This window comes from Flagellimonas beolgyonensis (assembly GCF_003992615.1).
Classification (GTDB): domain Bacteria; phylum Bacteroidota; class Bacteroidia; order Flavobacteriales; family Flavobacteriaceae; genus Flagellimonas; species Flagellimonas beolgyonensis.
The window spans coordinates 1-15,320 of record NZ_RZMY01000015.1 but is presented as its reverse complement, the minus strand read 5'-3'; the positions used below and the strand labels follow the sequence as shown (position 1 = coordinate 15,320).

General features: G+C 45.0%; 18 protein-coding genes. 9 read left to right on the top strand and 9 right to left on the bottom strand.

Annotated elements, in window-relative coordinates; translation table 11 throughout:
- Positions 1 to 25: 25 nt before the first annotated feature.
- The 8 genes from EO131_RS10130 to EO131_RS10095 all read left to right on the top strand — a co-directional run bounded on the left by EO131_RS10130 (position 26) and on the right by EO131_RS10095 (position 7,561).
- On the top strand, positions 26 to 1,378 hold the full coding sequence (locus tag EO131_RS10130) for a Na(+)-translocating NADH-quinone reductase subunit A (RefSeq protein ID WP_127021495.1): 1,353 nt from the start codon (positions 26 to 28) through the stop codon (positions 1,376 to 1,378).
- Position 1,379: 1 nt separating this feature from the next.
- Positions 1,380 to 2,630 carry an NADH:ubiquinone reductase (Na(+)-transporting) subunit B gene (locus tag EO131_RS10125; protein WP_127021493.1) on the top strand — a complete coding sequence of 417 codons (1,251 nt, stop codon included), beginning with the start codon at positions 1,380 to 1,382 and terminating at the stop codon, positions 2,628 to 2,630.
- A 5-nt stretch (positions 2,631 to 2,635) separates the two neighbouring features.
- Positions 2,636 to 3,385, top strand: a complete 750-nt coding sequence (locus tag EO131_RS10120) for a Na(+)-translocating NADH-quinone reductase subunit C (RefSeq protein WP_127021491.1) — start codon at positions 2,636 to 2,638, stop codon at positions 3,383 to 3,385.
- Between the two features lies 1 nt (position 3,386).
- Positions 3,387 to 4,034 (top strand): NADH:ubiquinone reductase (Na(+)-transporting) subunit D, encoded by a 648-nt coding sequence (locus tag EO131_RS10115; RefSeq protein WP_127021489.1) that lies wholly within the window; start codon positions 3,387 to 3,389, stop codon positions 4,032 to 4,034.
- 11 nt (positions 4,035 to 4,045) lie between these two features.
- Positions 4,046 to 4,795 (top strand): NADH:ubiquinone reductase (Na(+)-transporting) subunit E, encoded by a 750-nt coding sequence (gene nqrE, locus EO131_RS10110; protein ID WP_127021487.1) that lies wholly within the window; start codon positions 4,046 to 4,048, stop codon positions 4,793 to 4,795.
- A gap of 2 nt (positions 4,796 to 4,797) precedes the next feature.
- A complete protein-coding gene (gene nqrF, locus EO131_RS10105; protein ID WP_127021485.1) occupies positions 4,798 to 6,108 on the top strand; it encodes an NADH:ubiquinone reductase (Na(+)-transporting) subunit F in 1,311 nt (436 codons plus the stop codon).
- 89 nt (positions 6,109 to 6,197) lie between these two features.
- Positions 6,198 to 6,560, top strand: coding sequence for a Na(+)-translocating NADH-quinone reductase subunit F (locus EO131_RS10100; protein WP_127021483.1), 363 nt, complete (start codon positions 6,198 to 6,200; stop codon positions 6,558 to 6,560).
- Positions 6,560 to 7,561: an FAD:protein FMN transferase gene (locus EO131_RS10095; protein WP_127021481.1), complete on the top strand. Its 1,002-nt coding sequence runs from the start codon at positions 6,560 to 6,562 to the stop codon at positions 7,559 to 7,561. Before EO131_RS10100 ends, EO131_RS10095 begins: the two co-directional genes overlap by 1 nt.
- On the opposite strand, the gene EO131_RS10090 is transcribed toward EO131_RS10095, so the two are convergent.
- From EO131_RS10090 to gpmI, 4 genes are read right to left on the bottom strand one after another with little or no spacing between them, the layout of a single operon-like run.
- On the bottom strand, positions 7,562 to 8,326 hold the full coding sequence (locus EO131_RS10090) for a class I SAM-dependent methyltransferase (protein ID WP_127021479.1): 765 nt from the start codon (positions 8,324 to 8,326) through the stop codon (positions 7,562 to 7,564).
- A 27-nt stretch (positions 8,327 to 8,353) separates the two neighbouring features.
- A complete protein-coding gene (locus EO131_RS10085) occupies positions 8,354 to 8,728 on the bottom strand; it encodes a GxxExxY protein (RefSeq protein WP_127021477.1) in 375 nt (124 codons plus the stop codon).
- Between the two features lie 46 nt (positions 8,729 to 8,774).
- Positions 8,775 to 9,593 (bottom strand): type I methionyl aminopeptidase, encoded by an 819-nt coding sequence (gene map / locus EO131_RS10080; protein WP_127021475.1) that lies wholly within the window; start codon positions 9,591 to 9,593, stop codon positions 8,775 to 8,777.
- Positions 9,594 to 9,637: 44 nt separating this feature from the next.
- Positions 9,638 to 11,155 (bottom strand): 2,3-bisphosphoglycerate-independent phosphoglycerate mutase, encoded by a 1,518-nt coding sequence (gene gpmI, locus EO131_RS10075; RefSeq protein ID WP_127021473.1) that lies wholly within the window; start codon positions 11,153 to 11,155, stop codon positions 9,638 to 9,640.
- Positions 11,156 to 11,363: 208 nt separating this feature from the next.
- Here gpmI and EO131_RS10070 point away from each other — a divergent pair, with 208 nt between their 5' ends.
- Positions 11,364 to 11,753, top strand: a complete 390-nt coding sequence (locus tag EO131_RS10070) for an ankyrin repeat domain-containing protein (protein ID WP_127021471.1) — start codon at positions 11,364 to 11,366, stop codon at positions 11,751 to 11,753.
- Positions 11,754 to 11,854: 101 nt separating this feature from the next.
- On the opposite strand, the gene EO131_RS17150 is transcribed toward EO131_RS10070, so the two are convergent.
- The 5 genes from EO131_RS17150 to EO131_RS17145 all read right to left on the bottom strand — a co-directional run.
- Entirely contained in the window at positions 11,855 to 12,022 is a 168-nt protein-coding gene (locus tag EO131_RS17150; protein ID WP_164731667.1) for a DUF6747 family protein, read from the bottom strand.
- 116 nt (positions 12,023 to 12,138) lie between these two features.
- Positions 12,139 to 12,903, bottom strand: a complete 765-nt coding sequence (locus EO131_RS10065) for a M48 family metalloprotease (protein WP_127021469.1) — start codon at positions 12,901 to 12,903, stop codon at positions 12,139 to 12,141.
- Positions 12,904 to 12,944: 41 nt separating this feature from the next.
- The gene (locus EO131_RS10060; protein WP_127021467.1) at positions 12,945 to 13,676 is read right to left on the bottom strand and encodes a M15 family metallopeptidase; all 732 of its coding nucleotides are present in this window, start codon (positions 13,674 to 13,676) and stop codon (positions 12,945 to 12,947) included.
- A 65-nt stretch (positions 13,677 to 13,741) separates the two neighbouring features.
- Positions 13,742 to 14,902, bottom strand: a complete 1,161-nt coding sequence (locus EO131_RS10055; protein WP_127021465.1) for a gliding motility-associated C-terminal domain-containing protein — start codon at positions 14,900 to 14,902, stop codon at positions 13,742 to 13,744.
- Between the two features lie 3 nt (positions 14,903 to 14,905).
- On the bottom strand, positions 14,906 to 15,320 hold a 415-nt coding region (locus EO131_RS17145), incomplete at its 5' end, for a hypothetical protein (RefSeq protein ID WP_164731666.1).

The window sequence follows — 15,320 nt, the reverse complement described above, 5'->3', positions numbered from 1 at the left end:
TTGATAACAAAAGGTCTACAACAATATGTCTAAAGACATCCGGATTAGAAAGGGGTTGAATATCAACCTCGTCGGGGCAGCAGAGCAGACTACCTCCAAAGCCGTTACTAGTAACGTATATGCCCTAAACCTAGATGATTTCCACGGAATCACTCCAAAAATGTTGGTAAAACAAGGGGAAGAAGTAAAAGCGGGCGAACCCCTCTTCTACAACAAAAACTACGAAGAAATGCACTTCGTGTCCCCTGTGAGCGGTGAATTGGTGGAAATTGTAAGGGGAGCAAGAAGAAGGATTTTGAGCCTAAAGATTCTTGCCGACAAAACACAGGATTACGTAATCAACAAAGTGCCCGATTTGGACACGGCGGATGGGGCGGCCATTAAAAACTACCTGTTGCAATGCGGGGGTTGGCCATTCATCAAACAACGTCCGTACGACGTAATCGCCAATCCAGAGGCAACACCAAAAGCAATTTTTGTTTCCGCATACACCACTGCGCCCTTGGCAGCAGATGCCGATTATGTGTTGAAAGGCAAGGAGCAGGAATTGCAGGTGGCCATCACGGCTTTGTCAAAAATGACACCTGGAAAGATCCATGTTTCCATTGGAAAAAATAGTCGATCTGCATTTGCAGATCTTAAGGGCATCGAATTGCACAAAATTTCCGGACCGCACCCAGCTGGTTTGGTGGGTACGCAGATCAATATGATCGACCCGGTGAACAAGGGTGAAACCGTTTGGACCATTTCTCCCCAAGATATGGTGATTTTGGGTGAGTTGTTGATGACCGGGAAATTCAATGCAGAACGAACCGTAGCTTTGGCTGGGTCGGTAATCAAGGCACCCAAATACTATACCACCAAAATAGGAGCGGAAATCGCTACTTTCCTATATGCCAGCGGTGTGAACGAGGAAAGGTTCCGATTGATCAATGGGGATGTGCTTACCGGTACCAAAACCCACACGGAAGGACATTTGGGCTTCTATAACAATACAGTGACCGCCATTCCAGAAGGGAACGATTACGAATTCTTTGGATGGAACAAGCCTGTCTTCAATAAGATATCCAATACCAGGGCATTGACCTTTTCTTGGTTGCAGCCCAATAAAAAATACGATTTGGACACCAATACCAATGGGGAACACCGTGCTTTTGTGGTAACGGGCCAGTATGAGGAAGTATTTCCGATGGACATCTACCCATTACAGCTGCTTAAGGCCTGTATGGTAAAAGATTTGGATGAAATGGAGCAATTGGGCCTTTATGAGGTGGCTCCAGAGGATTTCTCATTGACAGAATTCATATGCATATCTAAACAACCACACCAACAAATTATCAGGGAAGGATTGGATTTGTTGCAAAAAGAACTAGGATAATATGGGCATGAAAGATAAATTACATCAGTTAAAACTTAAGTATCAGGGCAAAAAGATGGCTCCTGCCTTCAATGCACTGCATACCTTTTTATATACGCCGAACGAAACGACCCACTCAGGTGCACATGTGCGTGGAGCCGACGATTTGAAGCGTACCATGAACACGGTCATTATGGCCTTGATTCCCTGTTTGTTGTTCGGAATGTTCAACGCAGGGTACCAACATTATTCAGCCATCAATGGTTTTCCTGAAAACTTTTCACTGGTCAACGATTTCTTGACCTGGGATAACTTTTTGATCGGGATTACTACCGTATTGCCTTTGGTCATTGTTTCCTATGGTATTGGTTTGGGTATCGAGTTCCTGTTTGCAGTGATCAAAGGTCACGAAGTAGAGGAAGGGTACCTGGTAACCGGTATGTTGGTGCCATTGATCGTACCTGTGGATACCCCGCTTTGGATGTTGGCCATTGCCGTAGCCTTTGGTGTGGTGATCGGCAAGGAAGTATTCGGTGGTACCGGGATGAACATTTTGAACCCAGCATTGACCATACGTGCCTTCTTGTTCTTCGCGTACCCGACTTGGATGAGTGGCGATAAGGTTTGGGTACACGGCGCAGTGGAGCGTGCGGGAACGGCAGATGCCATTTCTGGGGAAACCATTTTGGGGTCCTTGGCACAAGGCTCCGATTATAGCTATTCCCTTTCCGATATGTTCTATGGGTTTATTCCAGGTTCAGTGGGGGAAACATCAACCTTTTTGATTTTGTTGGGCGGATTGTTCCTGATATTCTCCAAAATCGCTTCTTGGCGAATTATGGTAAGTGCCGTAATCGGTTCCATGGCGATGGGATTGATCTTCAATGGCATTGTGGATGCTGGTTGGCTTCCCGAATATAGCAAGTTCCATACCTTGATGAGCTTTCCTTACTGGCAGCATCTGTTGGTGGGTGGTTTGGCCTTTGGTATTGTATTTATGGCCACCGATCCGGTTACAGGTTCACAGACCAACAAAGGAAAATGGATCTACGGTTTCTTGATCGGATTCCTTTCCGTAATGATCAGGGTGTTCAACCCAGGTTATCCCGAAGGCGTTTTCTTGGCCATTTTGTTGATGAACGTATTTGCACCGACCATCGATCACTACGTGGTGCGTGGCAATATCAAAAAGAGATTGAAACGATTGAAGACAGCCACTATTTATCCCAAAGCTTCGGATGAGGTTGATTCATTAAAAACGGAAACAGCTTAGTAATTATGGCAATCAATACAGAGAAAAATAGCTATACCGTAATCTTTGCAGTCCTAATGGTGATTGTGGTGGGTTCCTTGTTGGCCTTTGTGGCATCGGGACTCAAACCAAAGATTGTGGAAAACGAACGCTTCGAAAAGCAACAGAACATCCTTTATGCAATGGGTGTGGACGAAAATACGGGCGAAGGTGATGTAACCTTCATTCCAACCACCCAAGTGGAAGGCGAGTTCTCCCAGTACATTACCAAACAAATGGTAGTAACGGGTTCCACGGCCACCGAAAAGGACAACGCCTATTTGATCGATGTGCAAAAAGCATTGGCCAAGGCCAAAAGTGGAGAAGACGCCGAACTTCCATTGTTGATCGGTGAGAAGGATGGAAAGACCTTTTATATTATCCCCATGTTCGGAAAAGGATTGTGGGATGCCATCTGGGGCTACATCTCTTTGGACGACCAAATGGTGGTACAAGGGGTATATTTTGATCACAGGGGTGAAACGCCAGGTCTAGGGGCCAACATCAAGCAACGCTTCTTTATGGACGACTTTAAAGGGGAATCCATTATGGATGGCAACAATTATGTGGGTATCTCCGTGGCCAAAGGAAACAACGATCCGTTGAACAACGACAAGGAAGATAATGAAGTTGATGCCTTGGCAGGGGCAACCATTACAGGAAATGGGGTGTCTGCCATGATCAAGGAAAGCGTCAAGTTGTACAAACCGTATTTACAAACCATAAGAAAAAATTAATATGGCACTACTAAACAAAAAGGATTCCAAACTGATATTGGACCCTTTGGCGGACAACAACCCCATCACCATTCAGGTATTGGGTATCTGTTCTGCCTTAGCGATCACTGCAGAGCTAAAGGCATCTGTGGTAATGGCCCTTTCAGTATTGTTCGTACTAAGTGTGGGTAACGTGGTTATTTCTTTGCTACGTAACATCATCCCATCCAAAATCCGAATCATCGTACAATTGGTGGTAGTGGCCGCTTTGGTAATCATCGTGGATCAGGTGTTGAAGGCATTTGCCTACGAGTTGAGCAAGACCCTATCGGTTTTCGTGGGATTGATCATCACCAACTGTATCATCATGGGACGTTTTGAGGCATTTGCCCTGGGTAACGGTCCCAAAAAAGCATTTTTCGATGGTATCGGGAATGCATTGGGATATGGTATCATTTTGGTCATTGTTGGATTCTTCAGGGAATTGTTGGGTTCAGGAACCCTGTTCGGTTTCAAGGTATTGGGTGATCCCGTTACCAAGACCGGTTTGTATTCCCTGGGATATGAAAACAACGGGTTCATGATTATTCCACCAGCAGCATTGATTGTTGTGGGCATCATTATTTGGGTACAACGCTCCAGAAATAGGGTATTAATTGAAGAAGCATAAACTGAGGCAATATGTTAGAGCATTTAGAACTGTTTTTTAAGTCGATCTTCGTAGACAATATGGTGTTTGCGGTCTTTTTGGGGATGTGTTCCTATTTGGCCGTATCCAAAAAAGTTTCCACCGCCGTCGGACTGGGGGCTGCCGTAATCTTCGTATTGGGGGTTACCGTTCCTTTGAACTGGTTGTTGGACAAATACCTGTTGCAAGACGGTGCCTTGGTTTGGTTAGGCCCAGAGTATGCCGATTATGACCTTGGGTTCCTTTCGTTCATTCTGTTTATTGCAACCATTGCAACCATGGTGCAATTGGTAGAGATAGTGGTAGAGAAGTTTTCCCCATCCCTATATAACTCATTGGGTATCTTTTTGCCCTTGATTGCTGTAAACTGTGCCATTTTGGGTGGGTCGCTATTTATGCAGACCCGTGAGATTCCCAATATCGGTCTAGCTTTCAATTACGGTATTAGCTCTGGAATTGGTTGGTTCTTGGCCATTTTGGCCATTGCTGCCATTCGAGAGAAAATCAGATATTCCAATGTGCCCGCGCCATTGCGTGGTTTGGGAATCACCTTCATCATCACTGGATTGATGGGAATCGGTTTCCAAAGTTTTGGAGGTATGTTGACCGGTGACAATGAGCCACCAGAGGATGCCAACATAACCACTGTGAAGACCGAAAAGGTTGAGAAGGAAAAGGAAATAAAGAAGGAGATTGAGGACGAGGAAAAAGCAGTCTCTTATAACGAAGCCATAAACAAATAAAGATGATATTAGCCGCAAGTACCGGAGGTACTATCTTAATTACCGTAGTAGCATTTCTTGTTCTATTGTTGATGTTGGTGGCCCTATTGCTGTTCACCAAAGAAAAGCTATCCCCATCTGGTCCGGTGACCATTACGATCAACGGTGAGAAAAAAGTAGAGGTGGCATCGGGAGGATCCTTGTTGTCGACCTTGGGTAACCAAAAAATATTTTTACCATCTGCCTGTGGTGGAGGTGGAACCTGCATCCAATGCGAGTGTCACGTGCTTTCAGGAGGTGGGGAGGCCCTACCGACCGAAACACCACACTTTTCCAAAAAGGAATTGGAAGAAGGAGCCCGTTTGGCCTGTCAGGTGAAGGTAAAGCAGGATATGGAGATCACCATTCCCGAAGAGGTGTTCGGTATCAAAAAATGGAACGCCAAGGTGGTGCGTAACTACAACGTGGCTTCTTTCATTAAGGAGTTTGTGGTGGAGATTCCTGAAGACATGAACTACAAAGCCGGTGGGTACATCCAAATCGAGATTCCACCTTGCGAAATCAAGTATTCGGACATAGATATTACCGCACACCCAGAAGAGCATGAGACGCCGGATAAATTCCAAGCGGAATGGGACAAGTTCAATTTGTGGCCGTTGGTGATGAAGAATCCAGAAACCGTGGAGCGTGCCTATTCCATGGCCTCTTACCCTGCAGAAGGGCGTGAGATCATGTTGAACGTACGAATTGCAACACCACCATGGGACCGATCTAAAAATGGATGGATGGATGTGAACCCAGGTGTGGCGTCATCCTACATTTTCAGCCTTAAAGAGGGGGATCCTGTGACCATTTCCGGTCCATTCGGTGAATTCTTCATCAACGAATCGGAAGCGGAAATGCTGTATGTGGGTGGTGGAGCAGGTATGGCACCGATGCGTTCGCATTTGTACCACTTGTTCAAAACCTTGAAGACCAACCGAAAAGTAACCTACTGGTACGGTGGACGTTCCAAAAGGGAGTTGTTCTACATCGACCACTTCAAGCAATTGGAGAAGGAGTTTCCAAACTTCCGATTCTTCATGGCATTGTCTGAGCCTTTGGAAGAGGACAACTGGAAGGTGAAAAAGGACATTGATGACAAAGAGGGTGACGGTTTTGTTGGGTTCATCCACAATTGTGTGATCGATAACTATTTGAACCACCACGAAACCCCTGAAGATATCGAATTGTATTTTTGTGGTCCCCCATTGATGAACAAAGCGGTTCAAAAAATGGGTGAGGATTTTGGTATTCCGGATGAGAATATCCGATTCGATGACTTTGGAGGATAATTTGTATTGATTTTTCACCTCGGGCATTGCCGAGAGGTACACATAACAACCAACCGATGCCTAGTCATCGGTTTTTTTGTTCAAATTTTATGGGACGACCACTAACGGAACAGGAACTGCACAATTTGGCCATGAACATCGTGGGCCGGGAACTGGAGGCGAATGGCTTTGAATTTATGGCCATCAACAGCAAGCTCAAGAAAAACCCGCAATACGTATGTTTGAAGGAAAAAACATTGCATTTTATTGTGGTTCGCAATATCGAATTCCCTCAAGATCCAAGGGAGTTTGACATCGAATTGATGGAGAAAGTAAAGAACCATGCCGAAAAGTTCGAGGCACGTACCTTTTTTGCAGGCGTCGGATTGTCCAATGCGGCCAATCAAAAATTACCCGTGTTTTTGGATGAGGAATATATCGTGGATTATCAAGGATTAATAGAGATTTCCTAATGAAAAAGATAGTATCAATTGCGTTTTTGGTCTTGGTTTTGGGCTGCGGTCCCCGGGATTTGGTTAAAAATCAAAATTGGGGCAATGCCCTCGGAACTACCTATTCCATCATCTATATTGCAGATGAGACGTTGGATTATCAACAGGAAATCGATTCGGTGTTCCAGGTATTGAACCAATCCATGTCCACGTACATTCCAACATCGGATATATCCAAGATCAATGAAGGGGATACCACCATTGTGGTGGATGACATGTTCCGTGAAGTGTTTACTGTTTCCACCAAGGTGCATGAGGCTTCCAATGGCTATTTTGACCCCACTGTGGGGGTTTTGGCCAATGCTTGGGGCTTTGGTCCAGGAGAACAGTTGGAGCTCGATAGCCTAAGGGTTGACAGTCTATTGCAATACGTGGGGTGGGAAAAGGTTAAAATGAATGCTGATAATACCATCAGCAGAACCAGTCCATCCATTCGATTCGATTTTAATGCGGTGGCCAAAGGATATGCCATTGATCGATTGGGCGCCCTATTGGATCAAAAGGGAATAACCAACTACCTGGTGGAAGTGGGTGGTGAGGTGCTGGCCAAGGGCACTAATCGGATCTCCGGAAACGAATGGACTGTAGGTATCGATGACCCCCAAGTGGAGACAGGCCGTCAATTGAAACGTATTGTCACTTTGAAGGATAGGGCCATGGCCTCATCCGGAAATTACCGAAAGTTTAGGGTAGATCCCGAAACCGGTGAAAAGTACGTGCATACCATAAATCCCAAAACGGGGTATACCAAAAATTCATCCATTATGGCGACCAGTGTGGTGGCAAAAACTTGTGCGGTCGCCGATGCCTTTGCGACCTCGTTCATGGCGATGGATTTGGATGCATCCAAGGAAGTGCTCAATAAACATGATGAATTGGAAGCCTACATCATCTATTTGGATGAAAACGGAAACACACAGGAATTTTTTACGGATGGGTTTGCCGCTTTGGTGAAGCAATGATCATTTTCGAACCAAGGGAATGATTTCCCCTTGTGCCAAGCGATATCTTTCCACATCTTCCTTTGGAAGCGTACGGGTGTAATCCACTTCTTCCACAGTAAAGCCAACGGAACGTAACTTGTCAAAATAGTCCCTGCCATAAATACGCACATGGTCATATTGGCCAAAAATTCGGGCGCGTTCCCTTTTGTCGGTAATGGAATTGTCCTCGAAGGTTTTCTCCCTCTTTAGGTCCTGCGGAATTTGAAAAATGCCCCATCCGCCAGGTTTCAGTATACGGTAGAGTTCTTGCATGGCCTTGGTGTCATCAGGGATGTGTTCCAAAACATGGTTGCAAAGAATCACATCAAAGGAATTGTCTGCAAACGGCAGGTTGCAAATATCTGCTTTTACATCGGCCAACGGCGAGTTCAAATCCGTGGTGGCGTAATCGATGTTCTTTAGCTTTTTAAATCGTTTGTAAAAAGCCTGTTCTGGGGCAAAATGTAAAAGTATATGGGGTTGGGTGAAGAAATTGGTCTCGTTTTTCAGATAGAGCCACAACAAGCGATGCCGCTCCAAGGATAGGGTAGAAGGGGAGAGTACATTTTCCCGTGGATTTTCATAACCGTAGGGTAAAAACGTTCGAAAACTTTTTCCATCGATGGGGTCGGTAAAGTTTTTTCCCTTCAATGACCACGCAATCAATGGGCGCACCCAATAACTTAATCTGATCAGTAAGGGTCTTGGGATTAAATTGAGAATGTACTTGAATAATTTTGACACGAATTACCCGAATTTGCTCTAATTGGATTACAATATTACTCTTTTATAGGATAAACTATCTTCACCAAAGTTTATAATTAATCCCAATTGCATTTTAGAAGCCGCCAAGTAGTTCAAGGTTTGTTTTATGTGACTGTTGCTGATTTTTTCAACGGCTTTGAGTTCCAAAATGAATTTGTCGTCCACTAAATAATCGGCATAATAATAGTGTTTTAATTTCTCTCCTTTATAGATGATATCGAATCTCACTTCTCTTTGGAAAGGAACACCATTGGATTTTAGTTCCATTTCAAGGGCATCGCTACGAACTGCTTCGCTGAATCCTTTACCGAGTTCATTGTGGATATCCATACATAATCCAATGACAAAGTAGGACTCGTTTTTATAAATGATTTGGGACATTTATTCGAGTAATTTGAGAAATCCGTGTCGGACAAGTTAAGGTATTTTACAATACCAATTTCTGGGCGCGGAATTCATCTTCCTCGTTGCTTTCGATGCCCAACGCTTCGTAAATGTATTGGAAAGTGGAAAGTAATTCCGGCTTGCCGTCCACAAGGGCCACGTCGTGCTCAAAATGGGCACTTGGTTTTCCATCTGCGGTCAAAATGGTCCAGCCGTCCTTCAATTGTTTGATGCGACGGGTACCCATGTTGATCATGGGCTCGATGGCCACCACCATGCCATTTACGAATTTTTTACCACGCCCGCGTTTGCCATAATTGGGCATTTGGGGATCTTCATGCAGTTCCCTGCCCAACCCGTGGCCCACCAATTCGCGTACCACGCCATAACCATGGTCCTCACAATATTTTTGGATGGCGTAGCCCACATCGCCCACACGGTTCCCTTCCTTAAATTCACGGATACCGATATACAGGGACTCTTTGGTTACGCGAAGCAATTTTTTGGTCTCTTCGGCTACTTCGCCCACTTGAAAAGTATACGCATGGTCGCCATGGAACCCATTTTTAATGGCTCCACAATCCACGGAAACAACGTCTCCTTCCTTTAAGGGTTCATTGTTGGGAATACCGTGCACCACTTGTGCATTGGGGCTCCAGTTCAAGGTGTTTGGAAAATCGTACATACCCAGGAAACCAGGAACGGCTCCTTGTTCCCTGATGAACTCTTCGGCCATTTTATCCAATTTCAAGGGGTTGGCACCGGGCTTGATTTCCTTGGCCAACATACCCAAAGTTCGAGATACTACCAACGCACTTTCGCGCATCAATTCAATTTCCTCTGCTGTCTTTACGTGAATCATAGGCGCAAAGATAAATTGATTCTATGGATTTTAAGGAATGATTGTTATACCAACGGTTTTTGGGTCATCAAATCAGGTTGTGGCACGCCCATCATTTTCAGAATGGTAGGAGCTATATCGCCCAGCACACCGCTTTTGACTTCCTTGATATCGTTGTCTACGATGATCAACGGGACCGGATTGGTGGTATGTGCTGTATTCGGACTGCCATCCGGGTTCACCATGGTATCGCAATTGCCGTGGTCGGCGATAACAATGGTGGAATACCCATTGGCCAGCCCCGCGGTAATTACATCCTTGGCGCATTCATCCACAGTTTCACACGCTTTGATGGCCGCTTCCATAACTCCGGTATGCCCTACCATATCTGGGTTGGCGAAGTTAAGACATACAAAATCGGTTTCTCCCTTTTGAAGCTCAGGAACAATAGCATCACGAATATCGTAGGCACTCATCTCCGGTTGCAGGTCATAGGTGGCCACTTTTGGAGATGGACATAGAATGCGTTGTTCTCCCTCGAAGGGTTCCTCGCGCCCTCCATTGAAAAAGAAAGTGACGTGCGGATATTTTTCAGTTTCGGCAATACGAATCTGTTTCTTGCCATTTTTGGCCAAGGTTTCCCCCAGCGTGTCCTTAATGTTGTCTTTATCATAAATGACCTTGATGCCTTTGAAAGACTCATCATAATTGGTCATGGTCACGTAATACAGATTCATTTTGTGCATGTTCTGCTCATGGAAATCCTGTTGGCTCAAAGCTTGGGTGAGCTCGCGGCCCCTGTCGGTCCTGAAGTTGAAGAAAATCACCACATCGCCTTCCTGGATTTTGGCCAATGGTTCGTTATTGGCATCGGTCATCACCAATGGCTTTATAAATTCGTCAGTGACCCCATCATCATAGCTTTGTTGCATGGCCGCTCCAATATCCTGGGATTTGGTTCCTTCTGAGTTCACCATCACATCATAGGCCAGTTTTACCCGTTCCCAGCGTTTATCGCGGTCCATGGCATAATAGCGACCGACAACGGTTGCCAATTTCGTATTCCTATCAGCACAGTAATTGGTTAGATCCACCAAAAATCCTTTGCCACTTTTGGGGTCCACATCCCGACCGTCGGTAAAGGCATGAACATAAGATTTTTCCACTCCAGCTTCATCGGCTACTTTGATCAAGGCCTTTAGATGGTCGATATGACTGTGTACCCCTCCATCACTGACCAATCCCAAGAAATGAACAGGTTTGTTGTTTGCTTTTGCAAAGTCAAGGGCTTCCTTTAAAACAGGTTCGTTTTTTAACGTGTCTTCCTTTACCGCTTTGTTGATCTTGGCCAAATCTTGATAAACGATGCGTCCTGCACCCAAATTCATGTGGCCTACTTCACTGTTTCCCATTTGCCCTTCCGGTAGCCCCACATTCATGCCGTCCGTGTGCAAGTCGGCATTGGGGTATTTCTTGTATAGGGAGTCTACAAAGGGCGTATCGGCCTGTGCAATGGCAGAAACTTTAGGGTCTGGGGACTTTCCCCACCCGTCCAAAATCATTAGGATTACCTTTTTGTTCATGACATAAAATTCTACTGCAAAAATAATTTGATCTTGGCGTACACCCTAGCAATTGATTGGATTTCTTATTGTGAATCTGTTAATAATTTTATGTTAATATTGAGATGTTGTTAAACTTTAGTTATATAACTGTTAATTCCGTAACATTTTGGTTTAGATGGAGTCTACCTTTATAAGACTATCATTCATTAATCAAAAACAAATCATCATGAAAAAAGCAATTTTTACCGTGGCCGCAGTTTGTCTTCTGGCCACTGGCGGTATTTCTGCCAACGAACTGGAATCCCATTCCAACAACCTGAACCCAATAACCGTTGCCCCAGAACTCAGTGCCTTTTGCAAGGCCGTAATGCAGGGCGATGTGGATACCGTGAAAAAATTAATTGAACTAGGAGAGGATGTCAACCAAAAATCTTTGGGTCGGGCACCTATCCACTATGCTGCACGTTACAATAAGGCTGAAGTTTTACAAGTGCTTATTGACAACGGAGCTGACTTGAAAATTCGATGTGATAAGGGCATGAACGCTGTTTGGTATGCAAAAAGGTCGCATGCCGATGATGCTCTGGCCGTTTTGGAAGCTGCTATGAAAAAATAGAAAGGAGTTTATTCGTCCAAAAACAAAAAGCCCACCATTTGGTGGGTTTTTTTGTCTCATTTACCTATGTAGTGTCCTTGCAAAAGAGTAAAATTTTCCAATCAGAATTCAAAACCGGTAAAGGCCCTGTACAAAAATGCATATACGGCCATGGCCAGCATTACAGCACAAAAAATCGAGTATCCTTTCAAAAAAAGGACTACATAACTTGGTTTCAAATCGTCAAAAGCCTCAAAATAGAGGTGCTTAAAGTGTAATAGTGTTCCCATAGTGTTCTCTCGTTTTGGATAGCACAAATGGGGTAAGAAAGGTTATGAAGATTGGGTATTTCCAAAGGTAACCAATTCTGATGACTTACATTGTTTAATCGATGAACAGAGCGATTCTATCGACCTGAATATTTTCGAATGGCTTCCTTGATTTTTTCAATCCGGTTTTCGGGATCGGGATGCGTACTTTGGAATTCGGGAACACGGTTGGGCCCGGCCGCCGCTTTCAAAATTTGCATGACCTTGATCATTTCGTTTGGGTCATACCCCGATTGAATCATGAACAGCACCCCGAGCTCGTCACTCTCCAATTCATCGCCCCTGCCATTTTTCAACAGGGTGTTCTGGCCTATTCCAGCCACCAAATTTCCCATATCGCCCCCTACGGAAGCACCGGTGGCCAAGGTCTGCCAAAAACCGCTTTCCGCAATACGTTCGGCCGAATGTCTGCCGATCACATGCCCAATCTCGTGGCCCAAAACCCCTGCAAGCTGGGCTTCGTTCAATTGGGAAAATAGGGCATAGGTGATAAAAATCTGTCCGCCGGGGAGCGCAAAGGCATTGATGGTCCGATCATCGGCCAACAAATGAAATTCATATTGGTATGGTGTTTCCCTGGCGATACTTTGCTGAACCAATTTGTCGCCCACCGCGTCCACCAGTGCCTGCATACGTTGGTCGGGGTAAAGACCCCCATGTTGTTGGGCCATTTCGGGAGCACTTTGCAACCCAATGGCAATTTCCTGCTCAGTGGTCATGTCGATGTTCTGAACTCGACCGGTATAGGGGTTTTCTTCCTGGTTGCTGCATCGACGGATAAAGGCAAAGGCCACAATGGCAAGCCCGATCAGGATACGAATTCTCCAACTTCCTCTTCTCATGGTGTAGTGTTCTTAGCTAATGGAAGATACAAAAAAATGGGTCATAACAAGGCTGGATTTATATCCAGAATGTTGTCCTGTACATAGGTTTTTACAAAGCCAGTGGTAAAGTGTTCACTGCCCAAAAACTCTTCTTGTTGCAACAATTTCAGCACGTTCAGTTTGCGGTAGGCCGTAAGCATGGGAATGGAAATGGGTGCGTAACTGTAATGCCAGGGTTCGTACTTAAAGCCCCTGCGTCTCGGATTGTCGGTGTACACCAAATAAAAACCAAAGGTTTCCGAGTTTTTGTCCATCCATTGCTTTAGCCCCACGTACGGACCATTGTTTTCGAATTTTTCTGTAACCAAAACGTCGCCCGATGATTTAGGTCGGCCATCAATAATGTCGATATCGGTGCCCCAATGGTGCCTGCTGGTGCCGGGTATGGTAGAATATTCAATGATTTTGTCAATGGCGTCCAAAGGAGACATTCCGTCTTCGGTAAATTGGAGGTATTTGCGTTCCCAAATACTTTCCTGTCGGTAAAAGTCCCGAAAACTGGACACGATTTTAATGTCAATGCCATCGGCCTGCGCCGCCTTTTTCATGTCCAAAAAGGATTCATAGGCTTCTTTCCGCAGATTGATGCCCTCCCCGAACAAATCAACATCGGCCTTGCCCATCAATTCCTCAGTGCTATAAGGTGAAGGGTCGGTAAGGGGGAAAATCGTTGGAACGGCAAAGGCTAAAGAGGAGGTTGAAGCTGTTTTAATGAATGTCCTTCTTTTCATGGAAACTATTTTGGTCTCCAAGGTAAGAAGTATTTTTCACTCATTGGAAGGGTAGGGCGATGCTGTTATCGATCTAAAAACAGAAAACCGGTATACTCCAACTCGAGGTCCAAAAGGGTGGCAATGTAGTAATAGACCCCTTCGGGCAAGCCTTTTTCTTGGTTGAGGATAAGGGAACCCGTATTGGAAACACCCCTAAAATCATCCACATAATTGGTTTTCTCAAACACCTTTTGACCGAGTCGGTTGTAGATGGTCACAATGTTGTTGGGAGACTCCTCCAAGCCCTCAATGATTAGGGCATCGTTGGTGCCGTCGCCGTTGGGACTCAAAAAATAGTTGCCCAAACTGGGATTGTTCACCGCGAAGGTATCTGTAGGTAGGGGTGTTGTGCCGAAAGTTATGGCCGCAAATTCGCTGGGTACAAAGACTTCCGAGGTAACAAAACCCTGATTAATGTCGCCACTAAAGGCGGAATTGCCCAAAATCACCCATTGATTGGAAGCCTTGCTCCAACCGACTATGATGATGGACTCTGGGGTAGCGTTGGGAATGAGTCCAAGCGCACTGCGGGGGTTCCAACTGATGGTGACTTGGGCAGGCACATCGCTTTGAACGATCCAAAATTCTTTGTCAGAAACGGTGCCGATATCCTGTACCTTGGCATCCACATCGAACGTATCGGTTATGGACGACGGATTGGAGGGGCTCTCAAAGAAATAGGCGCAAATGGCGAAGGGACTGACACTTTGAGAATTGAGAATCAAAGGTCGTAATTGCTGTTGGTCGCCTACCGGGAAGGAAAAAACATCCCGATTGGTCGCTGCGGCAAAACCAGTAATCTTGGAAGCATTGCTTTCCCCTGTAAAAAAGCCTTGGTCCATGAAACTGAGATAAATGGCTTGGTTGTTCTTGGCCGTGGCTACGTTGCCAATAATAAAATTAAAATTATTCCGAACGTACATCACATTTTGAAGGAACAGGTTGGAACCCATCAAAATTTCACTATCCCACAAAGTGGCCGGAATGCTCCCGCTCACCTGGATCACTCCATTGCCGTAAAAACCGACCAAGCCTTGGGTCTGATCAAAATTACCATCGTTGATCAAATTGGTATGCAGGCCAAGGTTGCCATACACCTGCAAGTTGCCACTGTTGTACAACCCAGTTTGGGCTGTGGCAAAACAGGAGAGGAGGAGGATGGGTATGTTCAGTAGATTTTTCAAACTCTAAAAATCAATTACAGTGAAATACCATTCGGCATCAATGGGTGAACTAGTCGAATCTGATATTTGAATTGTAAAATCGGTAACACTTTGAGCAGTTACTTCAATGGTTGAACCACTGCCAGCACCTAATAGCGTTAATTGTATGACATAGTTTGCGGAATTGGCATTACTGGAAAATAACACTTGATAATTACCAATACCTAGATAGTTAACAGATAATATGCCATTTCCATTTGTAATTATATTTGAATTCATTTTACCAATTGCGTGATAGGGGCTTTGCCAAATTGAATTGCCTCCAACCGTTGTTAGAACCTGACCAGGAATTCCTGAAGGCTGGATTTTAGTAGGTGTCACCGCGTTGTCGGCCAGTTCGTTTGTTGTGATGCCGCTGGCTGCCACGTCAAGGGTGAAT

Bases quoted from the DNA above. Each gene is read 5' to 3' on its own strand.
- EO131_RS10130 (WP_127021495.1), top strand. From the start codon at position 26: ATGTCTAAAGACATCCGGATTAGAAAGGGGTTGAATATCAACCTCGTC.
- EO131_RS10125 (WP_127021493.1), top strand. From the start codon at position 1,380: ATGGGCATGAAAGATAAATTACATCAGTTAAAACTTAAGTATCAGGGC.
- EO131_RS10120 (WP_127021491.1), top strand. From the start codon at position 2,636: ATGGCAATCAATACAGAGAAAAATAGCTATACCGTAATCTTTGCAGTC.
- EO131_RS10115 (WP_127021489.1), top strand. From the start codon at position 3,387: ATGGCACTACTAAACAAAAAGGATTCCAAACTGATATTGGACCCTTTG.
- nqrE (WP_127021487.1), top strand. From the start codon at position 4,046: ATGTTAGAGCATTTAGAACTGTTTTTTAAGTCGATCTTCGTAGACAAT.
- nqrF (WP_127021485.1), top strand. From the start codon at position 4,798: ATGATATTAGCCGCAAGTACCGGAGGTACTATCTTAATTACCGTAGTA.
- EO131_RS10100 (WP_127021483.1), top strand. From the start codon at position 6,198: ATGGGACGACCACTAACGGAACAGGAACTGCACAATTTGGCCATGAAC.
- EO131_RS10095 (WP_127021481.1), top strand. From the start codon at position 6,560: ATGAAAAAGATAGTATCAATTGCGTTTTTGGTCTTGGTTTTGGGCTGC.
- EO131_RS10085 (WP_127021477.1), bottom strand. From the start codon at position 8,728: ATGTCCCAAATCATTTATAAAAACGAGTCCTACTTTGTCATTGGATTA.
- map (WP_127021475.1), bottom strand. From the start codon at position 9,593: ATGATTCACGTAAAGACAGCAGAGGAAATTGAATTGATGCGCGAAAGT.
- gpmI (WP_127021473.1), bottom strand. From the start codon at position 11,155: ATGAACAAAAAGGTAATCCTAATGATTTTGGACGGGTGGGGAAAGTCC.
- EO131_RS10070 (WP_127021471.1), top strand. From the start codon at position 11,364: ATGAAAAAAGCAATTTTTACCGTGGCCGCAGTTTGTCTTCTGGCCACT.
- EO131_RS17150 (WP_164731667.1), bottom strand. From the start codon at position 12,022: ATGGGAACACTATTACACTTTAAGCACCTCTATTTTGAGGCTTTTGAC.
- EO131_RS10065 (WP_127021469.1), bottom strand. From the start codon at position 12,903: ATGAGAAGAGGAAGTTGGAGAATTCGTATCCTGATCGGGCTTGCCATT.
- EO131_RS10060 (WP_127021467.1), bottom strand. From the start codon at position 13,676: ATGAAAAGAAGGACATTCATTAAAACAGCTTCAACCTCCTCTTTAGCC.